Genomic DNA, 22,002 nt, shown 5'->3' on the forward strand with positions numbered 1-22,002 from the left:
AGATTTTCCAGTTTCAGCCCATGCTAAAAAAACAAGTTGTCCAGGACGAAACCCAGGAACGGAAGACATTTCTGTACTTCACCTGGCTGTATGTGTCGGCATTGCTCATTGTGGCGGTGATCTCGATCCTTAGCCAGATCCTGATCCAGCGTTATCTTACCGCCCAGCGCGACGATTCCCACATTATCAACTACGCCGGGCGCTTACGTACTTACAGCCAGACGCTAAGTAAGACCGCATTGCTCATCGAGTCGGGGAGGGACGTGGAATCCAATCAAAAAGAATTTGTCAACACCCTGAAACAATGGCAGAAGGCGCACGTATCGCTTATCAGCGGCAATTCCTTTTTAAATCTACCTCCCAATAACCGTAAGGAAATCGCCATGATGTACGACATGGTGAAAGACCCTTACCAGGAAATACTGGCCGCTGCCAACAAAATGGTGGCTGTGATGGACAATCACAAAGCCGGGGATTCGCTCCATATCGAACCTTATGTGAAGAAAATACTGGAATACGAAAAGTCGTACCTGCTGGGCATGGAACTGATCGTCTTCGACTATGACCGTTTCTGGCGGCAGAAGGTACGTACGTTGAAAGAGATCGAATACATTCTGCTCGGCGTGGTGCTGTTTACGCTGCTCCTGGAAGCGGCGCTGATCTTCTTCCCGCTTTCGATCCGCATCCGGCAGACGATGACCGGGCTCATCGATTCTGAAAACCGTTCCAAGCAACTTGCGAAACAATTGCAGGAAAGCAGCATTTCCATTGAAAAGTCGCATAAGGAGCTCCGGGAGACGAATTATGCATTGGAAAAAGCGACTTACCTGGTCAAAACAGACGAGGACGGGAAGATCATTTACGCCAACGACAAATACTGCCACGTGACCAAATACAGCAGCTCCGAGCTGCGCGACCGGCCGCTTTTTTACAATAACCAGGGCGGAAATGAGAGCATTATCTACCATCACATCCGCGACCCGCGGCGGCGAACGGAAGTATGGCAGGGAGAAGTGTACGACACGGCTTCCGACGGTTCGGGTTTCTGGCTGGATGTGACTTTGATGCCCATTATCAACAACCAGGGCGAGTTGTACCAGTATCTGGTCGTTTGTAACGACATTACCAAGCGCAAAAACACTGAAAAGGAGCTTTGGTTACTGACCGACGAGAAAATGCGGCGGCAGGAAACCGAGCAGCATATCCGTTCGCTGTCGATCATTACCGGGCAGGAAAAGGAACGGGAGCGCGTAGCCGCTGAAATCCACGACGGGATCGGGCAAATGCTGACCAGTCTGCGTATGAAACTGGAACAGGTCGACGACCGGATGGCGCACAAAGACCCGGAAATTCATCGTGTCAACGAGCTGCTGGCAGCGATTATATTTGAAACCAAACGCATTTGCGCGGATTTGTTGCCCAGCGTACTCGAAGATTTCGGGCTGCGGTCGGCGATCCGGGAGCTGGTCAAAATGTGCCGTGAAGCGTCGGATCAGGTCACTTTTTATTTGGAAGAGAACATCAAAGCCGAAGCATTGCCGCGCGAGCTGGAAGTGGGGGTTTTCAGGATCTTGCAGGAATCGCTGAATAATGTCATCAAGCATTCGGGTGCCACGATGGTCGAAATCCACGTGGACAGCGACAGCGAGTTCCTGAATATGATCATTCAGGACAATGGGAAAGGATTTTATTTTGATAACCAATATATTTATTCGCGGGAGAAGTTTCCAAAGGCACACGGCTTGCGGGGCATGAAAGAGCGCGCCGACCTGCTGAGGGGCACGCTGAATATCAGCTCGGAACCCGGAAAAGGTACCACCGTTCAGCTTGAACTTCCTTTGCGGAAACACGCGTAAACCAATCTGTCACAACAGACAAACGACCCGATCACATGAAAAAAATTGCTGTCTTTTTAGTCGACGACCATGAAATATTCAGGCACGGTCTCAAACAGCTCATCAACAACGAACCCGATATGGAAGTGTCCGGCGAAGCTTCTTCGGGTGAAGAGGCGATCACCTCACTTGCACACATTCCTGCCGATGTGATCATCATGGACATCCGCATGCAGGGTATCAGTGGGCTGGATACCGGCAAATCGGTCATTAAGGCTAATTCCAATGCAAAACTGCTGTTTTTTAGCCTTTTCGATAACCCAGATTATGTGAGCACCGCGCTGGATATGGGCGCCAGCGGCTACATTTTAAAAGATACGAGCAACAAGATCTTCCTGCATGCGATACGCTCGGTACATGGCGGGCATTTCTATTTTATCGGCGACGTAACCGACACGGTCGTGCGGAAGTACCACGAGCAACGCAATGCCACGGGTGAATTACCGGCTACGGCGGGGGCGCCCGAAATCGCGCTATCCAAGCGGGAGCAGCAGATTATCCGCATGATCCATCAGGGTGTAAGCAACAAGGATATCGCCGAAACACTCGGTATCAGTATCCGCACCATCGAAGCGCACCGTTTGAACATCCTTCGCAAGTTTCAGGTCAACACAATCGAGGAAGCGATGGAAAATGCGCGGGCAGCTTCATTATTGGTTTAAAAAATACTTCAAAAACTTGCAGCGCTTGGAATAGGTAGTTATATTTACGTACGTAATAATACCTAAGTAATTCTGAGCGCTATGCATTTATCTCCCAGAGAACAGGAAAAGCTCATGTTGTTTCTGGCCGGCGAACTGGCTGAAAAGCGAAAGGCCCGCGGGTTGAAATTGAACTACCCGGAGTCGATAGCGCTCATCAGCAGCCGGTTGCAGGAAGCAGCACGGGATGGACAGTCGGTGGCGCAGCTCATGCAGTTTGGCGCTACCATTCTGGCCCGGGAGGATGTCATGGAAGGCATCCCCGAGATGATCCACGACATTCAGATCGAAGCCACATTTCCGGACGGCACCAAGCTGGTGACGGTCCACAATCCGATACGTTAAAAAGCCACAACATGGTACCAGGTGAATATTTTCTGGCGGAAGGCGACATTATGGCCAATCCCGGCCGCCGCACCGAACAGCTCACGGTCGTCAATACAGGCGACAGGCCGGTTCAGGTAGGATCGCATTTCCATTTTTTTGAAGCCAACAAACAGCTGGCATTCGAACGCGCGAAGGCATACGGAATGCGGCTAAACATTCCGGCAGGCACGGCGGTCCGTTTCGAGCCGGGGGAGGAGAAAGACGTATGGCTGGTAACGTTAGCGGGGAACGGCCGGGTCTTTGGGTTTAATAACCTGGTAGACGGCCCGCTGGAAGGGGCCGGGGATGCGGCGCTGGCCGAAGCATTAAACAGGGATTTTAAAAACGAACTGCCATGAGTCTGCTCATTAACCGGATCAAATATGCCAATATGTACGGCCCTACCACGGGCGACCGGGTGCGCCTGGGCGATACCGATCTGATCATCGAGATCGAGCGGGATCTTTCGGTAGGCGGGCCGGAAGGATATGGGGAGGAATCGAAATTTGGCGGTGGCAAAACGATCCGCGACGGCATGGCGCAGTCGGGGACGGCGGTGCGCGACGATGGCGTGCTGGATATGGTCATTACCAGCGTGATGATCATCGACCACTGGGGCATCGTAAAGGCTGATATCGGTATTCGTGACGGGCATATTGTAGCCGTGGGCAAAGCGGGCAATCCCGACACTACCGACGGCATAACGCCCGGTATGATCATCGGCGCGGCCACCGAAGTACATGGCGGCGCAGGGCTGATCGCCACGGCGGGTGGTATTGATACACATATTCATTTTATCTGCCCCCAGCAGATCGACCATGCATTGTTCAGCGGTATTACCACCATGATCGGAGGTGGCACTGGGCCAGCCGACGGCACCAATGCAACCACCGTGACGCCCGGCGCGTGGAATATCCGTAAAATGCTGGAAGCCGCGGAGGCCTTTCCCATGAACCTCGGATTTACCGGCAAAGGAAATTGTGCCACCGAGGCGCCACTCGAAGAGCAGGTAAGGGCAGGAGCGATCGGTTTAAAAATCCATGAAGACTGGGGCGCAACCCCGGCGGTGATCCACGCATCGCTAAGCGTTGCCGACCGTTTGGATATTCAGGTGGCAATACACACTGATACACTCAATGAAGCCGGTTTTCTCGAAAGTACCATGGAAGCCATCGGCGGGCGTGTGATCCATACTTACCATACCGAGGGTGCTGGCGGCGGCCATGCGCCCGATATCATCAAGGCGGCCATGTATCCCAACATCCTGCCGTCATCCACCAACCCGACGCGCCCTTTTACCATTAACACCATCGACGAGCACCTGGATATGCTGATGGTTTGCCACCATCTGGACAAATCGGTACCCGAGGATGTTGCATTCGCCGACTCGCGGATCCGTCCCGAAACTATCGCTGCCGAGGATATTTTGCACGATATGGGCGTTTTCAGTATGATGAGCTCCGATTCCCAGGCCATGGGCCGGGTGGCAGAGGTGATCACACGAACGTGGCAGACGGCCGACAAGATGAAAAAACAGCGCGGTTTTCTGCCCGAGGATAACGAAGCCGGAAACGACAACTTCCGGGCCAAGCGCTATGTGGCCAAATACACGATCAACCCGGCCATTACCCACGGCATTTCCGAATATGTGGGTTCCATAGAGCCGGGTAAGCTGGCCGATCTTGTATTATGGAAACCAGCTTTTTTCGGAGCGAAACCGGAGATGATCATCAAGGGCGGCATGATCATCGGCAGCCGAATGGGCGATCCCAACGCGTCCATTCCCACACCTCAGCCTGTCATATACCGGCATATGTTCGGGGCTTATGGCAAAGCGCTGACGGGCACCTGTATCAGTTTTGTTTCGCAATGCTCGCTGGATGAAGGTGTTGTGCAGCAATACGGGTTGGAAAAGTTGCTAAGGCCCGTCCGGAATTGTCGCAGCATTTCCAAAAAAGACCTGATCCACAACGACGCGACGCCGCAGATCGACGTGAACCCGGAGAACTATGAAGTGAAGGTAGACGGCGTGCATATCACTTGCGAGCCGGTTTCGGTAGTACCGCTGGCGCAGCGTTATTTTCTTTTTTGATAAAATATCCGATTGACTCTCAACGCATTTGTAGCATGATTATCAGGGAAAAAGCCGGACGTATAGAGGATTATGAGGATTTTTGCTTAGAACCGGACTGGCTGGACCTGGAATGGTTCGAGACCAGAAAACGGATCCTGCACAAGAAGACGAGCCAGGGGGTGGCCGTAGCCATGAAATTCCTGGCCGAATCCCCGGAAATTACGGAGGGCGATGTGTTGTATGCCGATGCGGAGCGCCTGGTTGTTGCCCGGATTCTCCCTTGCGATTGTATTGTGGTAAAACCAGGTAGCCTGTTTGAAACGGCTTCGCTTTGCTACGAAATTGGCAACAAGCACCTGCCGCTTTTTTTCGAAGATGATGCATTGCTGGTGCCCTTCGAAGCGCCGCTTTACCGCTTGCTGGTAGCGCAGGGCTATGCCGTCCTGCGGGAGGAGCGGAAGTTGCTCCAACCACTTAAAACGACCGTTTCGCCGCATGCTTCGGGCAATAGCGGCAGTTTGTTTTCGAAAATCATGCAGTTAACCAACTCCTGAAATAGCGATGGAAATGCGTATGCTGAGCCTGTTGCAATTAAGCGATCCGACGCTGCCGATCGGCGGGTATGCGCATTCGGGCGGGCTGGAAACTTATGTGCAGTCGGGCATGGTGCGCAGCCGGGATAGCGCCTGCGATTATATCCGGCATATGCTCACCGAAAATATCCATTATGGCGATGCCGCATTTGCCTCGCTGGCTTACGACGCGGTTTGTAGTAACGACATCGACGAATGCATGGGCCTGGATACCGAATGCACGGCGCTTAAACTGCCCAGGGAGATCCGCGAAGCCAGCGCGAAGTTGGGCAACAGGTTATTAAAAGTCTTCCAGCCTGTTTTGCAAAACCCTGTATTGGACCAGTACGCCAAAGCCATTCGTAAAAAGAGCGTTTCAGGACATTATTGTCTGGCGTTCGGGATGTGCGCCGCAGCGATGGGCATTCTTAAAAAAGATATGCTCGCGGGATTTTATTACAATGCCAGCGTGGGAATGGTTACCAACAGCGTCAAAATGGTCCCGCTGGGTCAGCAGGAAGGCCAGGAGCTGCTATTTTCATTACAACCGTTGATAGCGGAGCTGGTTAAAAGCACGATGGACCCCGACCGCGACCTGCTCGGACTTTGCTGCACCGGGTTCGATATCCGGTGCATTCAGCATGAAACTTTGTATTCAAGACTTTATATGTCCTAAATATGACCCGTAACTATATTAAAATCGGCGTAGCCGGGCCGGTAGGTTCGGGTAAAACGGCCCTCATCGAGCGGCTTACGCGGCACATGGCTTCGGTTTATAGCGTCGGGGTGATTACCAACGACATTTACACCCGAGAGGACGCCGCGTTCCTGACCGTCAACAGCCTGTTGCCGCCGGAGCGGATCATTGGTGTCGAGACCGGCGGTTGCCCGCACACGGCCATCCGCGAGGACGCGAGCATGAACCTGGAAGCTGTGGAGGAAATGGCGGAGCGCTTTCCCGATCTGGAAATCATTTTCATCGAAAGCGGTGGCGATAACCTGTCGGCCACGTTCAGTCCCGACCTGGCTGATCTGAGCATTTTTGTGATCGACGTCGCCGAAGGGGACAAGATACCACGGAAGGGCGGGCCGGGCATTACCCGCAGCGATCTGTTGGTGATCAATAAGATAGACCTCGCGCCTTACGTGCATGCGGACCTGGGGGTGATGGAGCGTGACGCGCGCAGGATGCGGAATGGCGCACCTTTTGTTTTCACCAACCTGATGTCCCTCCAGGGCCTCGACCAGGTGATCGGATGGATACGCCGGTATGCATTGATGGAAGAGATCGACGAGCCCGAGCTGGTCAGATGATCGCCTCACTGGACATTACGGCCGCCCTGCGCGACGGACGCACCTACCTGAAAAAGAGCTTTTGGCAACCTCCCTTCAAAATCGCGGATGTTACCGAAGACAGGCGGCGTCCGACCTTGCATTTAATGCAAATGAGCGCATCGCCGGGCGTGCTGGCCGGGGACCATTACCAGATCGGCATCCGGTTGGAAGAAGGTGCGGCCGTGCATTGGCATACGCAATCGTATCAGCGCCTGTTCAGCATGTCCGCGCCAGCGCAGCAGCATGTGCGCGTGGACCTGGCGCCCGGGGCTTCATTCACCTATTTGCCGCATCCCTGCGTACCCCAGGCCGGTGCAGATTTCCGGGCTGATAACCGGATATCCCTCTCTGCAAACAGCAGGTTGATATGGGGCGAGATCGTCACCTGCGGGCGTAAATTGAACGGCGAGGTGTTCCAGTTTTCCAATTACCGCTCGGTGACCGAGGTGTTCCTGGAAGGCAAACTCATTTTAAAAGAAAATCTGCGCCTGCTACCGCAACGCACCGATCCCCGCGGGATCGGGCATTTGGAAGGGTTCACACACCAGGGCGGGCTGATCTGCATGGATGCTCAACTGGATTTGCCGCGCTTGATCCCGCTCTTGTCGGAAATGCTGGCTGCAATCCCCGGTATCGACTTCGGTATCACCGGTTTGCCGGTAAACGGGTTTGCGTTGAGGATGCTGGGTAACCATTCGGAACGGATGATGCAGGCGCTCAAAATCACATCGGAAATCATTACAAACGACGATATTTTATGCAAACCGAGTTTCAGGTATTAATGGCTGCGGCGATTAGCATCGCTTGTCTGCACACCCTAAGCGGCCCCGATCATTATGTTCCATTTATCGCATTGTCCCGAAGCAGAAATTGGTCGCTGCCCAGGACTATTGGCTGGACGGTACTTTGCGGCTGCGCCCATGTTTGGAGTTCGGTACTGCTTGGTCTCGGCGGCGCTGCGGCAGGCTGGTCGCTGAACAGGATAGAATGGCTGGAAGGCGTAAGGGGAGGCATTGCGGGCTGGATGTTACTCGGTTTCGGGATTGTTTACGGGATATGGGGGTTATGGAAAATACGGCGCGGGTATTCGCACAAGCATTTCGATGCGAGTGACAACGGGGAGCTGTATGTGTATGAACATAATCATAATCAGGCAGTTGCACCGGGCGACCGCCATAAGGTCACGCCGTGGGTGATGTTTATCATATTCCTGCTGGGGCCGTGCGAGCCGATGATCCCGCTCCTCTATTTCCCGGCAGCGAAAAGCTCCTGGGCGACAATGGTAACCATGATCGCCGTCTACACGGTTTGCACGCTGGCCATGATGCTCCTCATGGTTCTTCTGGGTTTCTTTGGCATTTCAATTTTCCGCCTGTCCTCTCTTGAAAAGTATATGCATGCCCTGGGCGGGCTTACGATCACCATTTGTGGCGCTGGAATGGTGTTTCTGGGCTGGTAGGTGAATGTTTCCGAGATCGTGGTCCCGCGATTACTTTTATGAGATTTTACAAATCTTCCGTCAGCGATGCTGATTCAGACCGATCGTTGTCGGGAAAACGATGTTGTGGATCTGATTGATCCTTTGGTCCTTACGTATTGGAATGATCTGGTCAGGCCAAAATGAAATCGAGTGTTGTTTCAACGTTGTACGGACATCTATGGCTTTATAGGCTGGGCTAACCAAACTGTTGTACCCAAAGCAGGCCATAGAGCTGGATACAAATCGTCAGATAGTTTTATTTTCTTTTGCCAGCTCTTTACGGATCTCATCGATAAGCATGGCGCGTGTGATTTTTTGCTCATCGGCCAGTCCTCGTATCGTACTAATATACATTACATTAAGAATAGATGCGCCGCTTAATTCAAACTTCTGTGCCAGTTCTTCAAAAGATATATCATCGGCTATTTTTACAACTTCGGGCTTTGTCTGTTGCCAAAGCGTCAGTCTTTCCTGCGCATCGGGCATCGAAAAATGAATAACGGATTGAAAACGCCGCATAAACGCATTGTCGATATTATGCTTATAGTTGGAAGCCAGGATGATCAATCCATTATAATCTTCGACACGCTGAAGCAGGTAAGAGACGTCCTGGTTGGCATAACGGTCATTTGACGATGTTACGGAAGTGCGTTTCCCAAACAAGGAATCAGCCTCGTCGAAAAACAAAATCCAGTTTCTGTTTTCGGCAATGTCAAACAAGTTGCTGGCGATTTTTGAGGTTTCGCCAATGTATTTGGAAACCATTTGCGAAAGGTCTACCCGGTAAACAGGCCTTTTGTGACGTTTGCCTACTAATGCGGCTGTCAGGGTTTTACCAGTCCCCGGCGGCCCGTAGAAAAGTGCCCGGTACCCCGGTTTGATCATCCTGGACAAAGCCGGGTCGGTCTTGATCGTCTGTTCATGGTCGAGCCAGTCCTGGATAATTCTAAGCTCCTGCAAATTGTTTTTGGATACGATCAGATTGTCCCAATCGAGCAGCGTCGTGATCGGCTGGGCCGGGAACTCGCTGCTGAAACGTGGTTGCCATTCCCGGCCCAGCAGGAACATTTCGACGTACTCTTTTGAGACGGTAATGCGACCGCTTGTGGCGGGTTCTCCATCCTTCGGGTCTTCCAGCAGGATAATTTGCTGTTTGATCAGCCGGCTGTCGTGCGAAAGAATTTGTTGCCAGGTAGTTAAGCGGCCTGTGAGATCCGTGCCGTTGAGCAAAAACAAAACCGTGTCGCCGGTGGGCAATGTCGTCCGCGTATTAGCGTTTTTGACCCCTCCGAACTCGGGAAATTCGCCCGCTTTCGACAAATGTTTCTGGATAAGTAAATCGTAAAAATTGGGTTGAAGGGCGGGCGCAAGCGCGATCATCAGCGTCAGATATTCGCTCGGCGACAGCCCCCAGTGGCTTAGCGCTACAAACAGGGGAGAGCCGTCGTCGTAAAGCTGCGGATCGGGCATTTGAAATGACCCTTTGCCAAGATATTCCTGCAAGCGACTGTCGGCAAGCTGCTGCACGTGGGTCAGCCCCAGCGAAAGGTTAACAGCCAAACCGGTGGCGGCGTACATATGCTGGTTGTGCAGGACCAATGCTTTGGTCTCGGGAGGTTCGGGCGTTTTGAACCAGGAGCGAAGCTGCGAAAATGAATTAGGCATAGGGATTATAAATTGTCATGATGGAGCCATTCATTAAAATCTTTATGCGCATCGATCGCCTTGCCGATCATGTCCGCCGGGTCCGCCGGAATGGAAACGCCGAGCTTCTCGGAGAGCCAGTGCCCCAATGCTTTGAAGTCCGGGGAGCTGTCTTTTTCTTTCAAATATTTTGTCAGGTACTTTTTTGTAAACTTTTTGGCAGGGTCATCATAGCCGGCAGGATCTGTTTTGTAGAAATGGTAGTCGATCAGAATCTCGTAAATGAACCCGGTATCGAAATGCATGAATGCTAAAAAGTCGTCGGTATTACGCGCAAACACACTCATAGGCACCCCCTCGTGATCGATCCAGACGAGCGGAAGGTTTTCGGGATTTTTCGGAACCGCGCCGTCGGGCGACCAGAAACCAATGTAAGAGCCGGTGCCGGTTTTGGCAAAAAGACGAAGATGTTTCATCACGTCGGGCCCCCAGTCGAACGGAAAATCGGAGGCATCATCGATCAATTGTAAATCCAATGCATCGGGATGCCCGGCCAGGTAGGCTTTGAATTCGGTAAATGCTTGTTGCGTGTCCATAGTTCTATTCGATCAGGGTATGTAGCGGCTGGGCCTGTATCGAGGCTTCGCCGGCTTTCACATTGGCCTTGATTTTGGCTATCAAGGCTTTTTTCTCTTTGTCGTCCCCTTCGGTATCGTGCCAGATATCGCCCCAGGCGGCATCGTCTTTGTCGCTGGCCTGGTAGATTTTCAGCATTTCAGTCGCGTCATGTTTCAAGGCTTTTTTCAGTATCGCCAGGACCAGTTTTCGTTTTTGTTCGAGGTCCGGAGCTGCCTTGATGGCGGTTTCGTCCGGTTGATCGAAGGTACTGTGGGTAGCCCCCAGCTTATGCCGGCGTTTGTGCAGCAGGATCACATACGCGTTGCTGCCGTGCCCTGAGCCGATCCAGTCGTCGATTTTGCTCTTTTTCAGATATTTCGTCGACCATTTCAGAAGCGCGGTCTGTGGCTGGTGGTCGCCTTCCAGGATGTCGCCGCGCGAATTAGCCATTTTGCCATATTGACCGACCATGCCTTCCAGGTAATAGCTCTCGAAGGAGTGGCCAACCTTCTTGTTTCCTTTCATCAACAAGCCCAGCGAACGGGCGATATCGACTTTTATCTCGAGCAGCCTTTCTTTGTCCGCCTGAACCTTTTTGTTGTTTGGTTTTTCGATGTCTTTCACTTTCTGGTTCATCTGCGGCAGGAGCGTAGTTTTGATATTGTCGAAATGCCCTTTGTTGGTTTTGTCTTTCAGGCTCTGCGCATATTCGGTTTCATAGAATTTGATAAACTCCTCAATAGACAGCGGCTCGCTTCTTACGATCAGTTTGATGTGGTTGTTTTTGTCTTCAAACGCAACCGAATGAGTTTTGCCTTTTTCATCTTTGAACGTGGATTTGATCCCAAAGAACCCAAGGATTTTTCCAACCGCGGCCCCGCCTTTCTCTACCAGCTGTTCCTTGCCTTTTTCTACGGCCGCCTTGCCTTTTTTGGCAAGGGCGGTCAGGCCGGTTTTTTCGGCAAATGCCTTGGCTTTGTCGAACAACCAGTTGATGGCGCGGTCGATAGGGGTTTTGATCGCGGCAAACAGCTTGCCGATCTTGGCGCTGATCACGTCGAATTTGATACCTATCAATGCGGCGAGGAATTTGATCCCGATCAGCAGGATGTCCTGCAATGCACTTTCCACCTTGGCAGCCGCATTTTCGATCTTGCCTTGTGCTACGTCAATGAACGAGTCGAGAATGGCGTCCAGCAGTTGAAGCAGGTTTTTCAGGTTTTCGATAAAGAAAATGGCCATATTGATGATCGTCTCGCAGGCTTTGATAAACCCTGACACCGGCGTCAGCGCACTGAGCAAATATTTGATGGCAGCCTTGATAATGCTCTCGCTCAGATAGTCCTTCACCTGGCCGATCACCTGATCTTTCAAATCGCCGATACGGTCTTTAATGTGTTTCCATAAGCCCGCAAAACCCTCTTTTTTGAAAATGATAAACAGGTCGAAGGTCTCTTCCAGCGCGTGAACAACGGGCTCGCCCAGCTTGTCCACCGCTCTTTCGCGGATCTTGTCTTTGCTTAATCCGAGCACATCCAGCGCGAGAGAAAATATACCCGCGGCATCAAACGTGTCCGGAAGCCTGATCCCCGGCGGCAACATGCCCAGGACGAGTCTCAGGATGATTTTTTCAAGGTGTTCGCCGATTCTGCCCACAAACATGTCGAAGCCTTTTCCGACCGCTTTAAACAGGTTACCGATAAACCGTAGCGGGTGCGCTATAATGTCGCCGATCACGCCGGCCGCTTTGGCCAGGACATTCAGCAATAGTTTGCCAAGGTCGTAAAGAATCGTAGCGACTTTTTTGATAGCGTTCCACGCTTTCTGCCACCACGGCATGGCAGCTTCCGCCCTGATTTTCTCGAAGGTTTCTTTGAGCGCTGATACGTTTTTGACATACTCGCGCGACAGGCTTTCTTCGATATCCTTTTGTTTGTCCGTGAGCGCGGTGTCCAGGTCATCAAACTTGGCCTTGAATTCGTCGGTATTCTCCCGCGCCTGGTCTTGCAGGTGGGCTGGTACGCAATGAGATGCGCAGTCAATGTCCTCTTTCCCTTTTTTAATGATATCTCTTGCGGCATTGAGGGTCGTCTCGATAATCGTCCCGATCTGGTCCAGAGATTCGTCCAGGGCGGCGATGAAAGTCGCCTTTTCTTCCCTGAAAACCCTTTCAGGAATTGTTTCGATAGCATTGCCTCTACCTGTCAGGTACCTGATGCGCTCGTCGATGTAGGCGATCTGTACCGGGTCTGTGGTCATTTGTCTGCGCACATTCAGCCAGTGTATCTGCCCTTTAATACCTTCTTTGGCCGAGCGTTCGAAAGCATCTTCGTCTTCCTCGCTGAGGTTGAACACACCTACGCCGTAATAATCGTTCAACCGGCTCGTCACGCGGCTGCTGAATGTGTCGTTGGCCTTGGTCATGGCCGTCGAGAATAGCTCCGTAACGGCATCCAGTTCCTTGAGTTTGGTATCGACAGCCTCTTTGGACGTGGTGTAAATGCCCGCGATTTTATCATAGTAAGCTTTCAGAATAGCTTCGTCCTGGCGGCTCGCTTCATCCTTGTTTTTATTTACTTTATCAAAGCTATCCTTTCGCGCACCAAACTTGCCAACCATCGTTTTGTTCAGCGACGATTGCGCCGCATCGGCCTCTTCCTGGTGGGCGGTATATTCGGCCTCGCGGTTTTTGGAAGATATCTGGCAAAGCTCTGTCTGTGCTCCCTGCTTGGTTTCCAGGGCTTTGGTAGCCTGTCCGTCGCTGTCCAACTTTTTGAATTCCGGCTCTTCGGAGGAAGCAAGGTGGTCGTTGGTGAGCTTGACATTGTACTCCGCAAGCTTCGGGTCGTCCATCGCCCTGTCGAGCGAATCGGCGTCATGCTCTTCATCGAGCTTCATAAACTCCTGCGGGAGCGGTTTGGGAACAGCCCGCTCCGACTGACCAATTTTGGCTTTGCGTCCGGGGTCTTCGGGTTGCGTTACACCCACCTCTTTCTGGTACAGGGCGCCAGCGGAACCGACAGTCGCGTTTTCCGTATTCTTGAGTGTGGCCAGGGTAGGGTCTTGGGGGGACACGACTTCCTGGCCGACCGAGCTGGTGAGCGACTGCACGCCTCCCTGTTTGAATCCCTTGTTGTCGTCTTCATTCTTGGGCAGCCCTTCGTTCACCCGCTTTTTGATAGTAGCCTTGAACATTTCCTTGCTGAATGCAGGCGCGGCAGCCAGTTTTTCTTCGGTGCCCAGCACCTTGTTGGCCTGGCCCATTTGCGCGTCTTTCCCGGCGGGATTGGCCGCACTCTGGCTGGCTTCATCGGCGATCACATCTTCTTTTTTATGGTGACCCTGACTTTTCTTGGCGCGCCTCGTGTCGGCAAGCACCGTTTTGAAAGAAGTATCCTGCGCAGGACTTGTAATGGCTTCCGGTTTGGCGGCCGGCGCATTGGCTGCTTTGGGATCTGCCGCCGGTTCTGCATTGGCCGGTGCTTTGGGTTGCGGGGATGTTTTTGATGGATTATTTCCCGGAATGTCGGTTACCTTTTCCGGCCCGGTTACGGCTTTGATCGTTTCCTGGGGAGCGTCGCATACGGATGACGCTTTGTCGGCGATACGCCTCACAATGCCGCCATCCTGCTGTATGGTATGCACGAGTTCGTGCGCCAGCAAACGTTTACCGGTGTCCGTTTGAGGCTGGTATTGGTTTTCGTTGAATACGATGTGGTTCCCCGACGTGTAGGCGCGCGCATTGATCGAATCGGCCGAGGAGGCGGCTTGGGTGTCGGTGTGAAGTTGCACAGATTCAAAGCTGTGGCCGATCCTCGCTTCCATGAAATGCCGCGTATCAGCGTCGAGCGGGCGGCCACTGCCCGAGATTACGTCCGAAACAATGGGCGGGGCGGTGTTTTGTTTGGGGCTTTCGGGAGATTGTTCTTTTCTGAAAAGCCTGGGGGGCGTGCCTGAGCCCAGATCAAACGAACCCCATAAGACTGGAATAATGGGGGTCTTGAATGTGCCCGGCGGCAAACCCCGTTCGAACAGTTCCGATTGTGTGGGAAAGTCTCTCGACAAATAATTCCCTACGCTTAATGAAATGGATTTATTGGTCGCCCATAAAGCGGTGGATTCGGGCATAATGTTCCTGAAAAAACGGAAGTTGCTGCGCCAAAGCACTTCCACATCGTTCCTTATGTACGGACCGAGGTGCGACGCCCCTCTGGACTGCAACATCGTGTTAATACCGAACCAGTCAATTTGCAGGGTAGGGGCGGGTAGGGGGGCGAGATAGCCCGGTTGCACGCGGGGAAACAAAGTCGGACGCGGAAGCGAAAGTGGCGGCAACAAGGCTGGCGTCGCGACAGGTGTCTCCTGGTCGTCTCTTTGCACAAGCTCTTTCCGCTGTACCTTTTCCTCTTCATTGCATTCTGCGCATTTACGCTGGACGGACAATTCGCTGATCGGCTTCAGTTGCACCGGCGTTTCTTCCTCTTCGCTTTCTTTTCGCTGTATTTTTTCCTCCTCGCACGAAGCGCATTGCCGTTGCAGACTCGCGACTGGTACTTTTTTGAACTGACTGTTATGGGCGGTCGGGTCGGGGACGCGCATAACGCGGTCGGCTACGGCGTCAGCCTCCTGCTCATAGGAGTCCCCAGGCTCATTTACGGTGAGCTTGGGTTGAAAGAAGGGTGCTTTGGCGGCCTGCTTTTTGTCAGCGACCGGCGACTTCACAGCTGTCAGCATAGCAATACCTCATTAAAAAGTTACCAGTCCACAAATAAAATGTTACTCATCCAGGGCAGTTTGATCACCGAAAATCCCCAGGGAATCCGGTCCAGAAGTACATCAATGGTTTGACGCGGTACCAGCATCCGCCACTCGCCCCCGGGGTCGCGGGATAGCTTGCCTTCCCTTGCTAAAAAACGTTCCCGAAGTCCGGCTACGGAGGTCGTTTTCAGGACGGTCCATTGCGCTATCACTGCGGCCAACAGCTCGTCGGCGAGGGTAAGTATGTCTGGCGTGAGCGCGTCGGGCGGGTCTACTTCGGCGTCCACAGGCAAGCCACAGAGCACTTTGTTCAGCGGCCATTCGAATTCGTCACCGTCGGTTGTCCCGTGAGACATATATGCCAGCAACCGCACGGCCTGCTGCTGAAAATCGTTACTAACCCATTCTTTGTCTTTTACCCAGCCCAATGCATTGAAAAGCGTACTCAGGAAAGGGGCGAGTAACACCAGCCCGGCATTTTCAATAAAAAACGCATCGGAAGTTTCTGTTAATTCTTTTGGGTCATTTTCCTTCTCCGGAGACTGTACAGGTGCCTGAGGCGACGCGTTAGCGGCATTGATTTGCTGCGTCAGGTATTTTTTAAAAACGGTCTGGTGCTCAAATGTTTCATCCGCAGGTTTTTGCAAAAACATCATTTGCCAAAAATGGACTTCCACCGTTTTGTCAAAGCGCAGAGGATTTTCTCCACCGGTTTTCTGGGCTTGAAAATCGGCTAACCATTGCGGAACAAGCGGGGACATGCCGAGAATTTTACAAATCAGCTGCCGGAAGTTTGTAATGCCGAGATACTGATAAAGCCGACGGAGAATAGCAGGCCTGCTACCCGCTTTTGACCGGATAACCTGCCAGAATTCGGGGTTTTCGTCGGTAGGCAGGTTTTCAATAAAACCTTTTATTTCAGACCTGACGAATGAGGGTGCTGTTGCCGGGAGGTAGCCATTTTCAAGATAGAAAATTATAATCTCGTGCATGTAAACCCGCCTGTGAAATGTTTTGCCCTGCTGTTTTTGTTCAAATCTGCCCACCGCATTCAAAATCGCATCGACCATCTGTTTCTGGAAATCCGCTTCGTCCCCGGCATGAATGTCGATTTCGATCCGCGGTATGCGCAGTACCATTTCTTCGGGAACGAGCCGGTCCAGTTGCTCCGACAATGCGAGCTGCCAGGCGCCTGCTTTCAGCCATTGACTTACCTCTTCCTGCCGCCGACGTGCGGTGGCGGTGTCGGGCGCGGCAAGTTCCACGGTAAGACGCTGGATAAGGTGTGCCATTGAAACAATGTTATATCGTTTTTCCTACAAAAACCGGAATGGTAAAATCAGCGATGATCGTGTTTTTTGCTACCTCCGGGTCAGAGTCCTTTTTGCATTCACTGAGCTCGATCTGCTCGTCGGTGTCGGTGTACACAAGCACCAACGTGTGTCCATAGGCAAGGCCGCCAACGTGTTCCAGGCCCCAATGAAGCGCATTGCCGGGAATATCGCCGAACTGACTTACAAAATCGGGTAATTCGGAAACCGGGATGCCTATAACCTGCAAGCTCAGATTCTGCTGGCGGAGCAATTCGGCCCAGGCCTTCAAATCCGCTTTGAATTCGACGGGTACCGCGCCGGGCACCTGAACCAGTCCCACGGGTTTCCCAATGTGCCCTTCCGCGCGTAAAAACGGATATTGGCGTAAATGGAAAGCAACGGGAAACTGGGCGTCCAGGTGGTATTTCTTTTCCCCGACGGCGGTATACGAATCCCTGTCGGGAATGGCATTGTAGGAGCGGATGTGTTTCGTCCGGTGCATTTGTGTCAGCCGGTAATTCCAGTACTGATGCAGCGAGTAAGGGCTGTCGGCATCGAGCGGATAGTAGTAGGGGATTGCCTGCCCGGCCAGTGGCGTGTCCGGCGTCTGGCTGGGGGTAAATTTGAGGGGCAGGTCGCCCAGGGGCATTCTTTCAAAATAGTCGGTCGAGTCTTCAAACTCTTTGGCCGAGTCCAGGTAACCCCTTTTGACCAGGATCTCGTCGAGTTTGAGCTGCGGAAGATCGAATGTCCAGATCATCATCATCAGCCGCCAGTGGTGAAACCGGATCCGGTTCCAATCTTCTTCATTGTGACCGTCGATCAGCGGAGGCTCAAAACTGTCGCGGAACAGCAGAGGTGTGTAGCTGGTGCTGCCGCCCAATACCGGCCCCAGGCGCAGCAGGCCAAATTCGCCCGGCTGATTCTCCTTGCTGTGGCAATGACATTTTCCGACAAACGCCGATAGCTCTTCACAAAGCTCGTCGTACGCTTTCACCAGGTCCACCAGCCAGTCGTAATAGTATTGAATGTAGTACAGATGTTCGCCTTTTTCCAGGAATACCTGCCATTTGCCCGTCAGGATCTTGCGGTATTTGTCCCAATAATGCTTTCCCTTGTGTGTGAACTGGTCGCCGTAAATCGCATGCAGTTTTTCGAGCGCCTCCGCGAATTCAGGTATCAGGTCGTCCAGAATGGCTTTGTATTCTTCAAAAAGAGTTTTGAAGGTTTTGATTTTGGAAAATGGATTGACAAAATTATCCGTGCCGAATGGCTGTGACCTGTCTGCAATGGCCAGCTCTTTGTAACCGAATCGCGGAACGATAACCTCCCGAAGTTGCAGGTAAGGCCGGAATGCCTGATCGATCAATTCAGACGGGTATATGCGCTCGCCGCGCTGTGGCCGTTTGTGCAGCCGGGAGCGGGCTTCGGAAATATCGCTTTTCGACAGTTCTTTGACCTTGTTCAGCGTGTCGCTATCGCCTTTTTCCAGCAACAGCGAAGGACTTACCAGGAGAAAGTATTGTTTGGAAGGATCGTCGGTCCGGAACAAAACCACCAGTATTTTATCGGATAGAAGATCGCGTGTAGGTGTGTCTTCCGGGCTTTGTTGTTTCAAAGAATCGGTGGTTCCGGGGTTGTAGCCTTTACTTGAAACAAGTTCCAGCACGGTACGATTGATGCGCTCCTCCTTCCCGGTGTTGTGCGGGAAATATGCCTGTACCTCGGGCGACGGTTCGATGAGGTAGTAGCTGAAAGTTTTGTCCCCGATGTGGATCAAGCCGCCCGACGGCGTGATGGCTGTGCCGCCGTTCAGGTGTATGTCGCAGTTGTGATTGATATGTACTTCCAACCCGCAAACAATGCCGTGGCCATGCAGGCAGACTTCGATCGGGGACTGGGGTGTAGTTGCTGTGCTCATTGTGTCTACCGTTTTTTGTTGAGTTCCTCTACCAGCATGTTAGTCGCTTCCCGCAAGTGGAAATCGGAAGTTTCCGGGTCGGTTTTCGCTTTAAGCCATTCAAAATAAATGGGTTCGAAATCCAGCATTTCGCTATGGTCGATCCTGACGAAATGAATGGCCACGTGCGCCGGAACTTCGCTGCGGACCAGTTCTTCGAAAAGAGGATCCAGAAACTGCCCCACCCAGTTGGGGACGATCACCGTGATCCGGAATGAATAGGGGTCTGACTGACTGAAATTTTGTATATCCGCTACCGGCTTCAAAGGAACATAATACTCATCCGCAGGTCGCAGCAGGATGTGCTCAATCACATAAAAGCTCTTCACCTGGCATTGGCGGGCAATGTAGTTTTTGATTTCGCTCAGGAGCAAATTGGCCTGCATTTCGTTTTTGGGCGAAGAAATCAGCAATGCATTGTCGCGGGTGCGGGGATCGTTTCCATTCCAAAAACCTGCAAAATAATCCTTGTCCTGCCGGACGATCCCGTACTGATTGATATCGGCTGCCCGGGCGTAAAAATCGTCGGCGGCATGGCTGGCATTTTCCTCCCGGCTGTAAAGCGCAGTGCTTAGCAACCAGAAAGAAGATGCGTTTTCATCTTTTTTTATGCCAAAGCGATATCTCTTGGACCGGCCGCCGGTTTCCAGTCTGGTGTCCGTGTAAAATCGGGGAGAGCAGGTAATAGTGCGGCGGCGCCAATCTTCAACGCCCATTTGGGCCAGCACCCTGCGTTTGAAACCCACTTCATTATCCGAGTCCCAGAAGTGCCGGTAATCGTCCTCGGCGGCAGGGCGGTAGTTGAAACCCTGGCCCCGCCGCCTGCCCAGGCCGGGCAGCTTGCGCAGCATTTTCTGTTTGTCTTCCAGCCAGTCGGCCAGGCTTCCGTCATTTTCGCCGTCATCGTCCAGCGGCTGTTCGATCTCGAAAAGGCGCAAGGCATGATCGGTAAATTGTTCTCCGAAACGCGCCAGCAAATGGTCGATGATTTTGTTTTGCCGCAATCGCCGGGAGGTATCGCTGCCATTTGTAAGCGAATGCAGCGCTTTGAGATAACCATTTTCGGGGTCTTTTTTGAAATCCTCCCACGAACTGCTTTCGTCGAATGCCATCAGCAGCGGCTGCACGTTCGGTACGTCGTAGAGTGCCTGGTACAGCGCTTGTTTTTCTACGGTCATATCCGTTGCGAGCATATTCCGGACTTCGGCCAGGTGGGCCAGGTAGTTGGCCAGGATTTGGTCAAAAAACATCAGAAACCCCTTCATTTGCTTTACCTGCGCTTTGCGCAGGGGCGGGTGGCTGGAAGCAATGCCTTCGCGGCCGACATGATAAGTGCGCGGAAACTCTTCCTGAATGCTGACATATTCGTCCAGATCGGGGCGCTGGGTACCGCGTGGGACGGGGAGGTCCATATTACCAGTACGGTCGATTTTCGCGTCCTGGGCACGAAGCTGTTCCAGCTTGCCGATGGCCTCGTACTGGTCCATTATATCGAAACGGACCGGGCGTCCATTCACGGTGAACGTAAATTCCGAGCATTCCGGATCGAGTGTCGGCTGGCAGTCGCAGTCAAACGAAAGGCACCATTCTTTTTCGACTGTATCGTCATTTTCATCGTTTTTCGGGGATTTGTGGATTTGCAAACGCGTCACCCGGACCACATTTTTAGTAGCCGACAACACCTGGAAAAGGTCGGATTTGTAAACCACACGCCGCCAGGAAGCGTTTGCAAGCTCTGCATCGCCGATAAATCCGTGTCGTAGCAACGGTCCCTGGAATACCTCGTCGGATTCGTAGGTTTTAATGGTATGCTGGTAAAGCAGGCCCTCATAATCGTCCATCACCACCTGCCCGACGGCATTTGTGACCGCCTTCCGCCAGGCCTCTATCCCGATCCACAACTGCTCCTGAAGTGGCAGTAGGTTTTGCAGTATTTCGTCCGGCAATTCCGCCTCGGTCAGTTGCGTGATGGATGTTTCGGTTAATGTGAACGCGGCATGCCGGTCGAGCATTTCCTGTAACCCGTACATGGGTACAGGCGGTGCCAGAAAATTTTCGATGGTATACCGCAAGTCCGCATAAACCTGGACAGGGTCGGCGTCCGGCGCGATTTCGATCTGTGTGTGCACGCATACGCGGGCTTTGTCCACAACGGTGATACCTTCAAAATCCTCGCTCAATGCCCGGTTCTCATGCAAACGTTTCAGCGCTTGCTCCGTAATGGTATTTTTTTCGTATTCAAACCCGTCTTCCAATTGCAGATAAACCTTGTAAATGCCTTTTGGTTTAAAAAGGGAATAAGGCGAGGGCGAATCCGTGGGTTTGACCGACAGACCATCCATGAGCTGGGGCCAGACAGGCTCCGCAAAAAAATATCTCGCGAAATCGGGGTCTTTCAAGACCTCTTCCAGCAGCGTTTTTTTGGTGAGCGAAGTCCGGAGGGCTTTTACACGTTTGGCAATGTCCGTGTCCGCATTGTCCGCATTGTATTCAACGAATTTCAGGGTACGCGCCACCGCTCCCAGCTCTTTCAGGATTTTAATGCGCTGGTCGGTAATGCCGTTTACACTGACCCATTTCTGTGCGTCGTGCAGGTATTGAGCGGCATGCAGAAGCAGCCAGTATTTTTTGATCTGCTCAGGCAGGATTTCTTTGATGACCTGGTCGCCGATCGCTGCTCTTAAATGTAGCTCGGGAGTTTTCCGCTGTGCCGGTTTGAGTTGGTAAATCGTTTGCAGGTACTCCTCGATCGTATATTCTTTTGGCTGCGGCGGGCTCGATTCCGGCACATTCAAGGTCAGTTTGAAGGTTTTAAGGTTGAATGGCGGAATGGGGTCAAATGTCTCTTCTTTCAGTCCCTTCCGGTTCAGGTCGGGTATCTGAAGGTTTATTTCCCTGTCGAGCATCCAGTTAAAATACACGGTGGGTTTGCCGCAGCCTTCAAGCCACGCGTTTTTTACACCTTCGATATCGATCAGGATTTTGCGGAAATCAAGGGCTGTGACGGGCGCATTAGGTAAAATTTTGGCAGCCGTGAAAAAGGCTTTCCGGTTGTCGACAGGTATAAACAAATCGGCATCCGGCAGCTGTGTGCGATAGCCCAGGTCGGTGAGCGCATAGCACAGCACTTCCAGCATGGTCACGCCCGGGTCGTGGGCGTTGAAATCGGTCCAAATGCCCGAGCCAAGCCTTTCGAGGTAGCGCATACCTTCGCGCCGCAGCAGCTGGTAATCCATGCCCGGCGGGTAGTTGAGCGTCTTTGGAACAGTCAGGGAAGTGGCCATAT

15 protein-coding genes and 1 pseudogene are annotated in these 22,002 nt (G+C 52.5%); 10 read left to right on the forward strand and 6 right to left on the reverse strand.

Annotation, left to right across the window (positions count from 1 at the left end; all coding sequences use genetic code 11):
* Positions 1-20 precede the first annotated feature (20 nt).
* From BMW93_RS04410 to BMW93_RS04455, 10 genes and pseudogenes are all read left to right on the forward strand, one after another.
* On the forward strand, positions 21-1,856 hold the full coding sequence (locus tag BMW93_RS04410) for a PAS domain-containing protein (protein ID WP_090374001.1): 1,836 nt from the start codon (positions 21-23) through the stop codon (positions 1,854-1,856).
* A 35-nt stretch (positions 1,857-1,891) separates the two neighbouring features.
* Positions 1,892-2,557, forward strand: a complete 666-nt coding sequence (locus BMW93_RS04415) for a response regulator transcription factor (protein WP_090374002.1) — start codon at positions 1,892-1,894, stop codon at positions 2,555-2,557.
* 81 nt (positions 2,558-2,638) lie between these two features.
* A complete protein-coding gene (gene ureA, locus BMW93_RS04420; RefSeq protein WP_090374003.1) occupies positions 2,639-2,941 on the forward strand; it encodes an urease subunit gamma in 303 nt (100 codons plus the stop codon).
* Between the two features lie 11 nt (positions 2,942-2,952).
* Positions 2,953-3,258, forward strand: a pseudogene (gene ureB, locus BMW93_RS04425) (urease subunit beta); the annotation flags it as partial.
* Between the two features lie 59 nt (positions 3,259-3,317).
* Positions 3,318-5,054: an urease subunit alpha gene (ureC, locus tag BMW93_RS04430; protein WP_090374005.1), complete on the forward strand. Its 1,737-nt coding sequence runs from the start codon at positions 3,318-3,320 to the stop codon at positions 5,052-5,054.
* Between the two features lie 35 nt (positions 5,055-5,089).
* Positions 5,090-5,590, forward strand: a complete 501-nt coding sequence (locus BMW93_RS04435) for an urease accessory protein UreE (protein WP_090374006.1) — start codon at positions 5,090-5,092, stop codon at positions 5,588-5,590.
* A gap of 7 nt (positions 5,591-5,597) precedes the next feature.
* Complete coding sequence (locus BMW93_RS04440) at positions 5,598-6,284, forward strand: urease accessory protein UreF (protein WP_090374007.1); 687 nt, start codon at positions 5,598-5,600, stop codon at positions 6,282-6,284.
* Between the two features lie 2 nt (positions 6,285-6,286).
* Positions 6,287-6,922, forward strand: a complete 636-nt coding sequence (gene ureG, locus BMW93_RS04445) for an urease accessory protein UreG (protein WP_090374008.1) — start codon at positions 6,287-6,289, stop codon at positions 6,920-6,922.
* Positions 6,919-7,725, forward strand: coding sequence for an urease accessory protein UreD (locus BMW93_RS04450; RefSeq protein WP_177193999.1), 807 nt, complete (start codon positions 6,919-6,921; stop codon positions 7,723-7,725). Before ureG ends, BMW93_RS04450 begins: the two co-directional genes overlap by 4 nt.
* The gene (locus tag BMW93_RS04455) at positions 7,701-8,402 is read left to right on the forward strand and encodes a hypothetical protein (protein ID WP_090374010.1); all 702 of its coding nucleotides are present in this window, start codon (positions 7,701-7,703) and stop codon (positions 8,400-8,402) included. The genes BMW93_RS04450 and BMW93_RS04455 overlap by 25 nt, the downstream gene beginning before the upstream one ends.
* Positions 8,403-8,669: 267 nt before the next feature.
* On the opposite strand, the gene BMW93_RS04460 is transcribed toward BMW93_RS04455, so the two are convergent.
* Genes BMW93_RS04460 through BMW93_RS04485 form a run of 6 tightly spaced genes read right to left on the reverse strand, consistent with a single transcriptional unit; the run spans position 8,670 to position 22,000 of the window.
* Positions 8,670-10,088: an ATP-binding protein gene (locus BMW93_RS04460; RefSeq protein ID WP_090374011.1), complete on the reverse strand. Its 1,419-nt coding sequence runs from the start codon at positions 10,086-10,088 to the stop codon at positions 8,670-8,672.
* A gap of 5 nt (positions 10,089-10,093) precedes the next feature.
* A complete protein-coding gene (locus BMW93_RS04465) occupies positions 10,094-10,663 on the reverse strand; it encodes a hypothetical protein (RefSeq protein ID WP_090374012.1) in 570 nt (189 codons plus the stop codon).
* Positions 10,664-10,667: 4 nt separating this feature from the next.
* Positions 10,668-15,419 carry a DUF4157 domain-containing protein gene (locus tag BMW93_RS04470; RefSeq protein ID WP_090374013.1) on the reverse strand — a complete coding sequence of 1,584 codons (4,752 nt, stop codon included), beginning with the start codon at positions 15,417-15,419 and terminating at the stop codon, positions 10,668-10,670.
* Between the two features lie 20 nt (positions 15,420-15,439).
* Positions 15,440-16,735: a contractile injection system tape measure protein gene (locus BMW93_RS04475; protein WP_090374014.1), complete on the reverse strand. Its 1,296-nt coding sequence runs from the start codon at positions 16,733-16,735 to the stop codon at positions 15,440-15,442.
* A 10-nt stretch (positions 16,736-16,745) separates the two neighbouring features.
* The gene (locus tag BMW93_RS04480) at positions 16,746-18,677 is read right to left on the reverse strand and encodes a hypothetical protein (RefSeq protein ID WP_090374015.1); all 1,932 of its coding nucleotides are present in this window, start codon (positions 18,675-18,677) and stop codon (positions 16,746-16,748) included.
* Positions 18,678-18,682: 5 nt separating this feature from the next.
* Complete coding sequence (locus BMW93_RS04485) at positions 18,683-22,000, reverse strand: hypothetical protein (RefSeq protein ID WP_090374016.1); 3,318 nt, start codon at positions 21,998-22,000, stop codon at positions 18,683-18,685.
* Positions 22,001-22,002 lie beyond the last annotated feature (2 nt).

The organism is Dyadobacter sp. SG02 (genome assembly GCF_900109045.1).
Taxonomy (GTDB): Bacteria; Bacteroidota; Bacteroidia; order Cytophagales; family Spirosomataceae; genus Dyadobacter.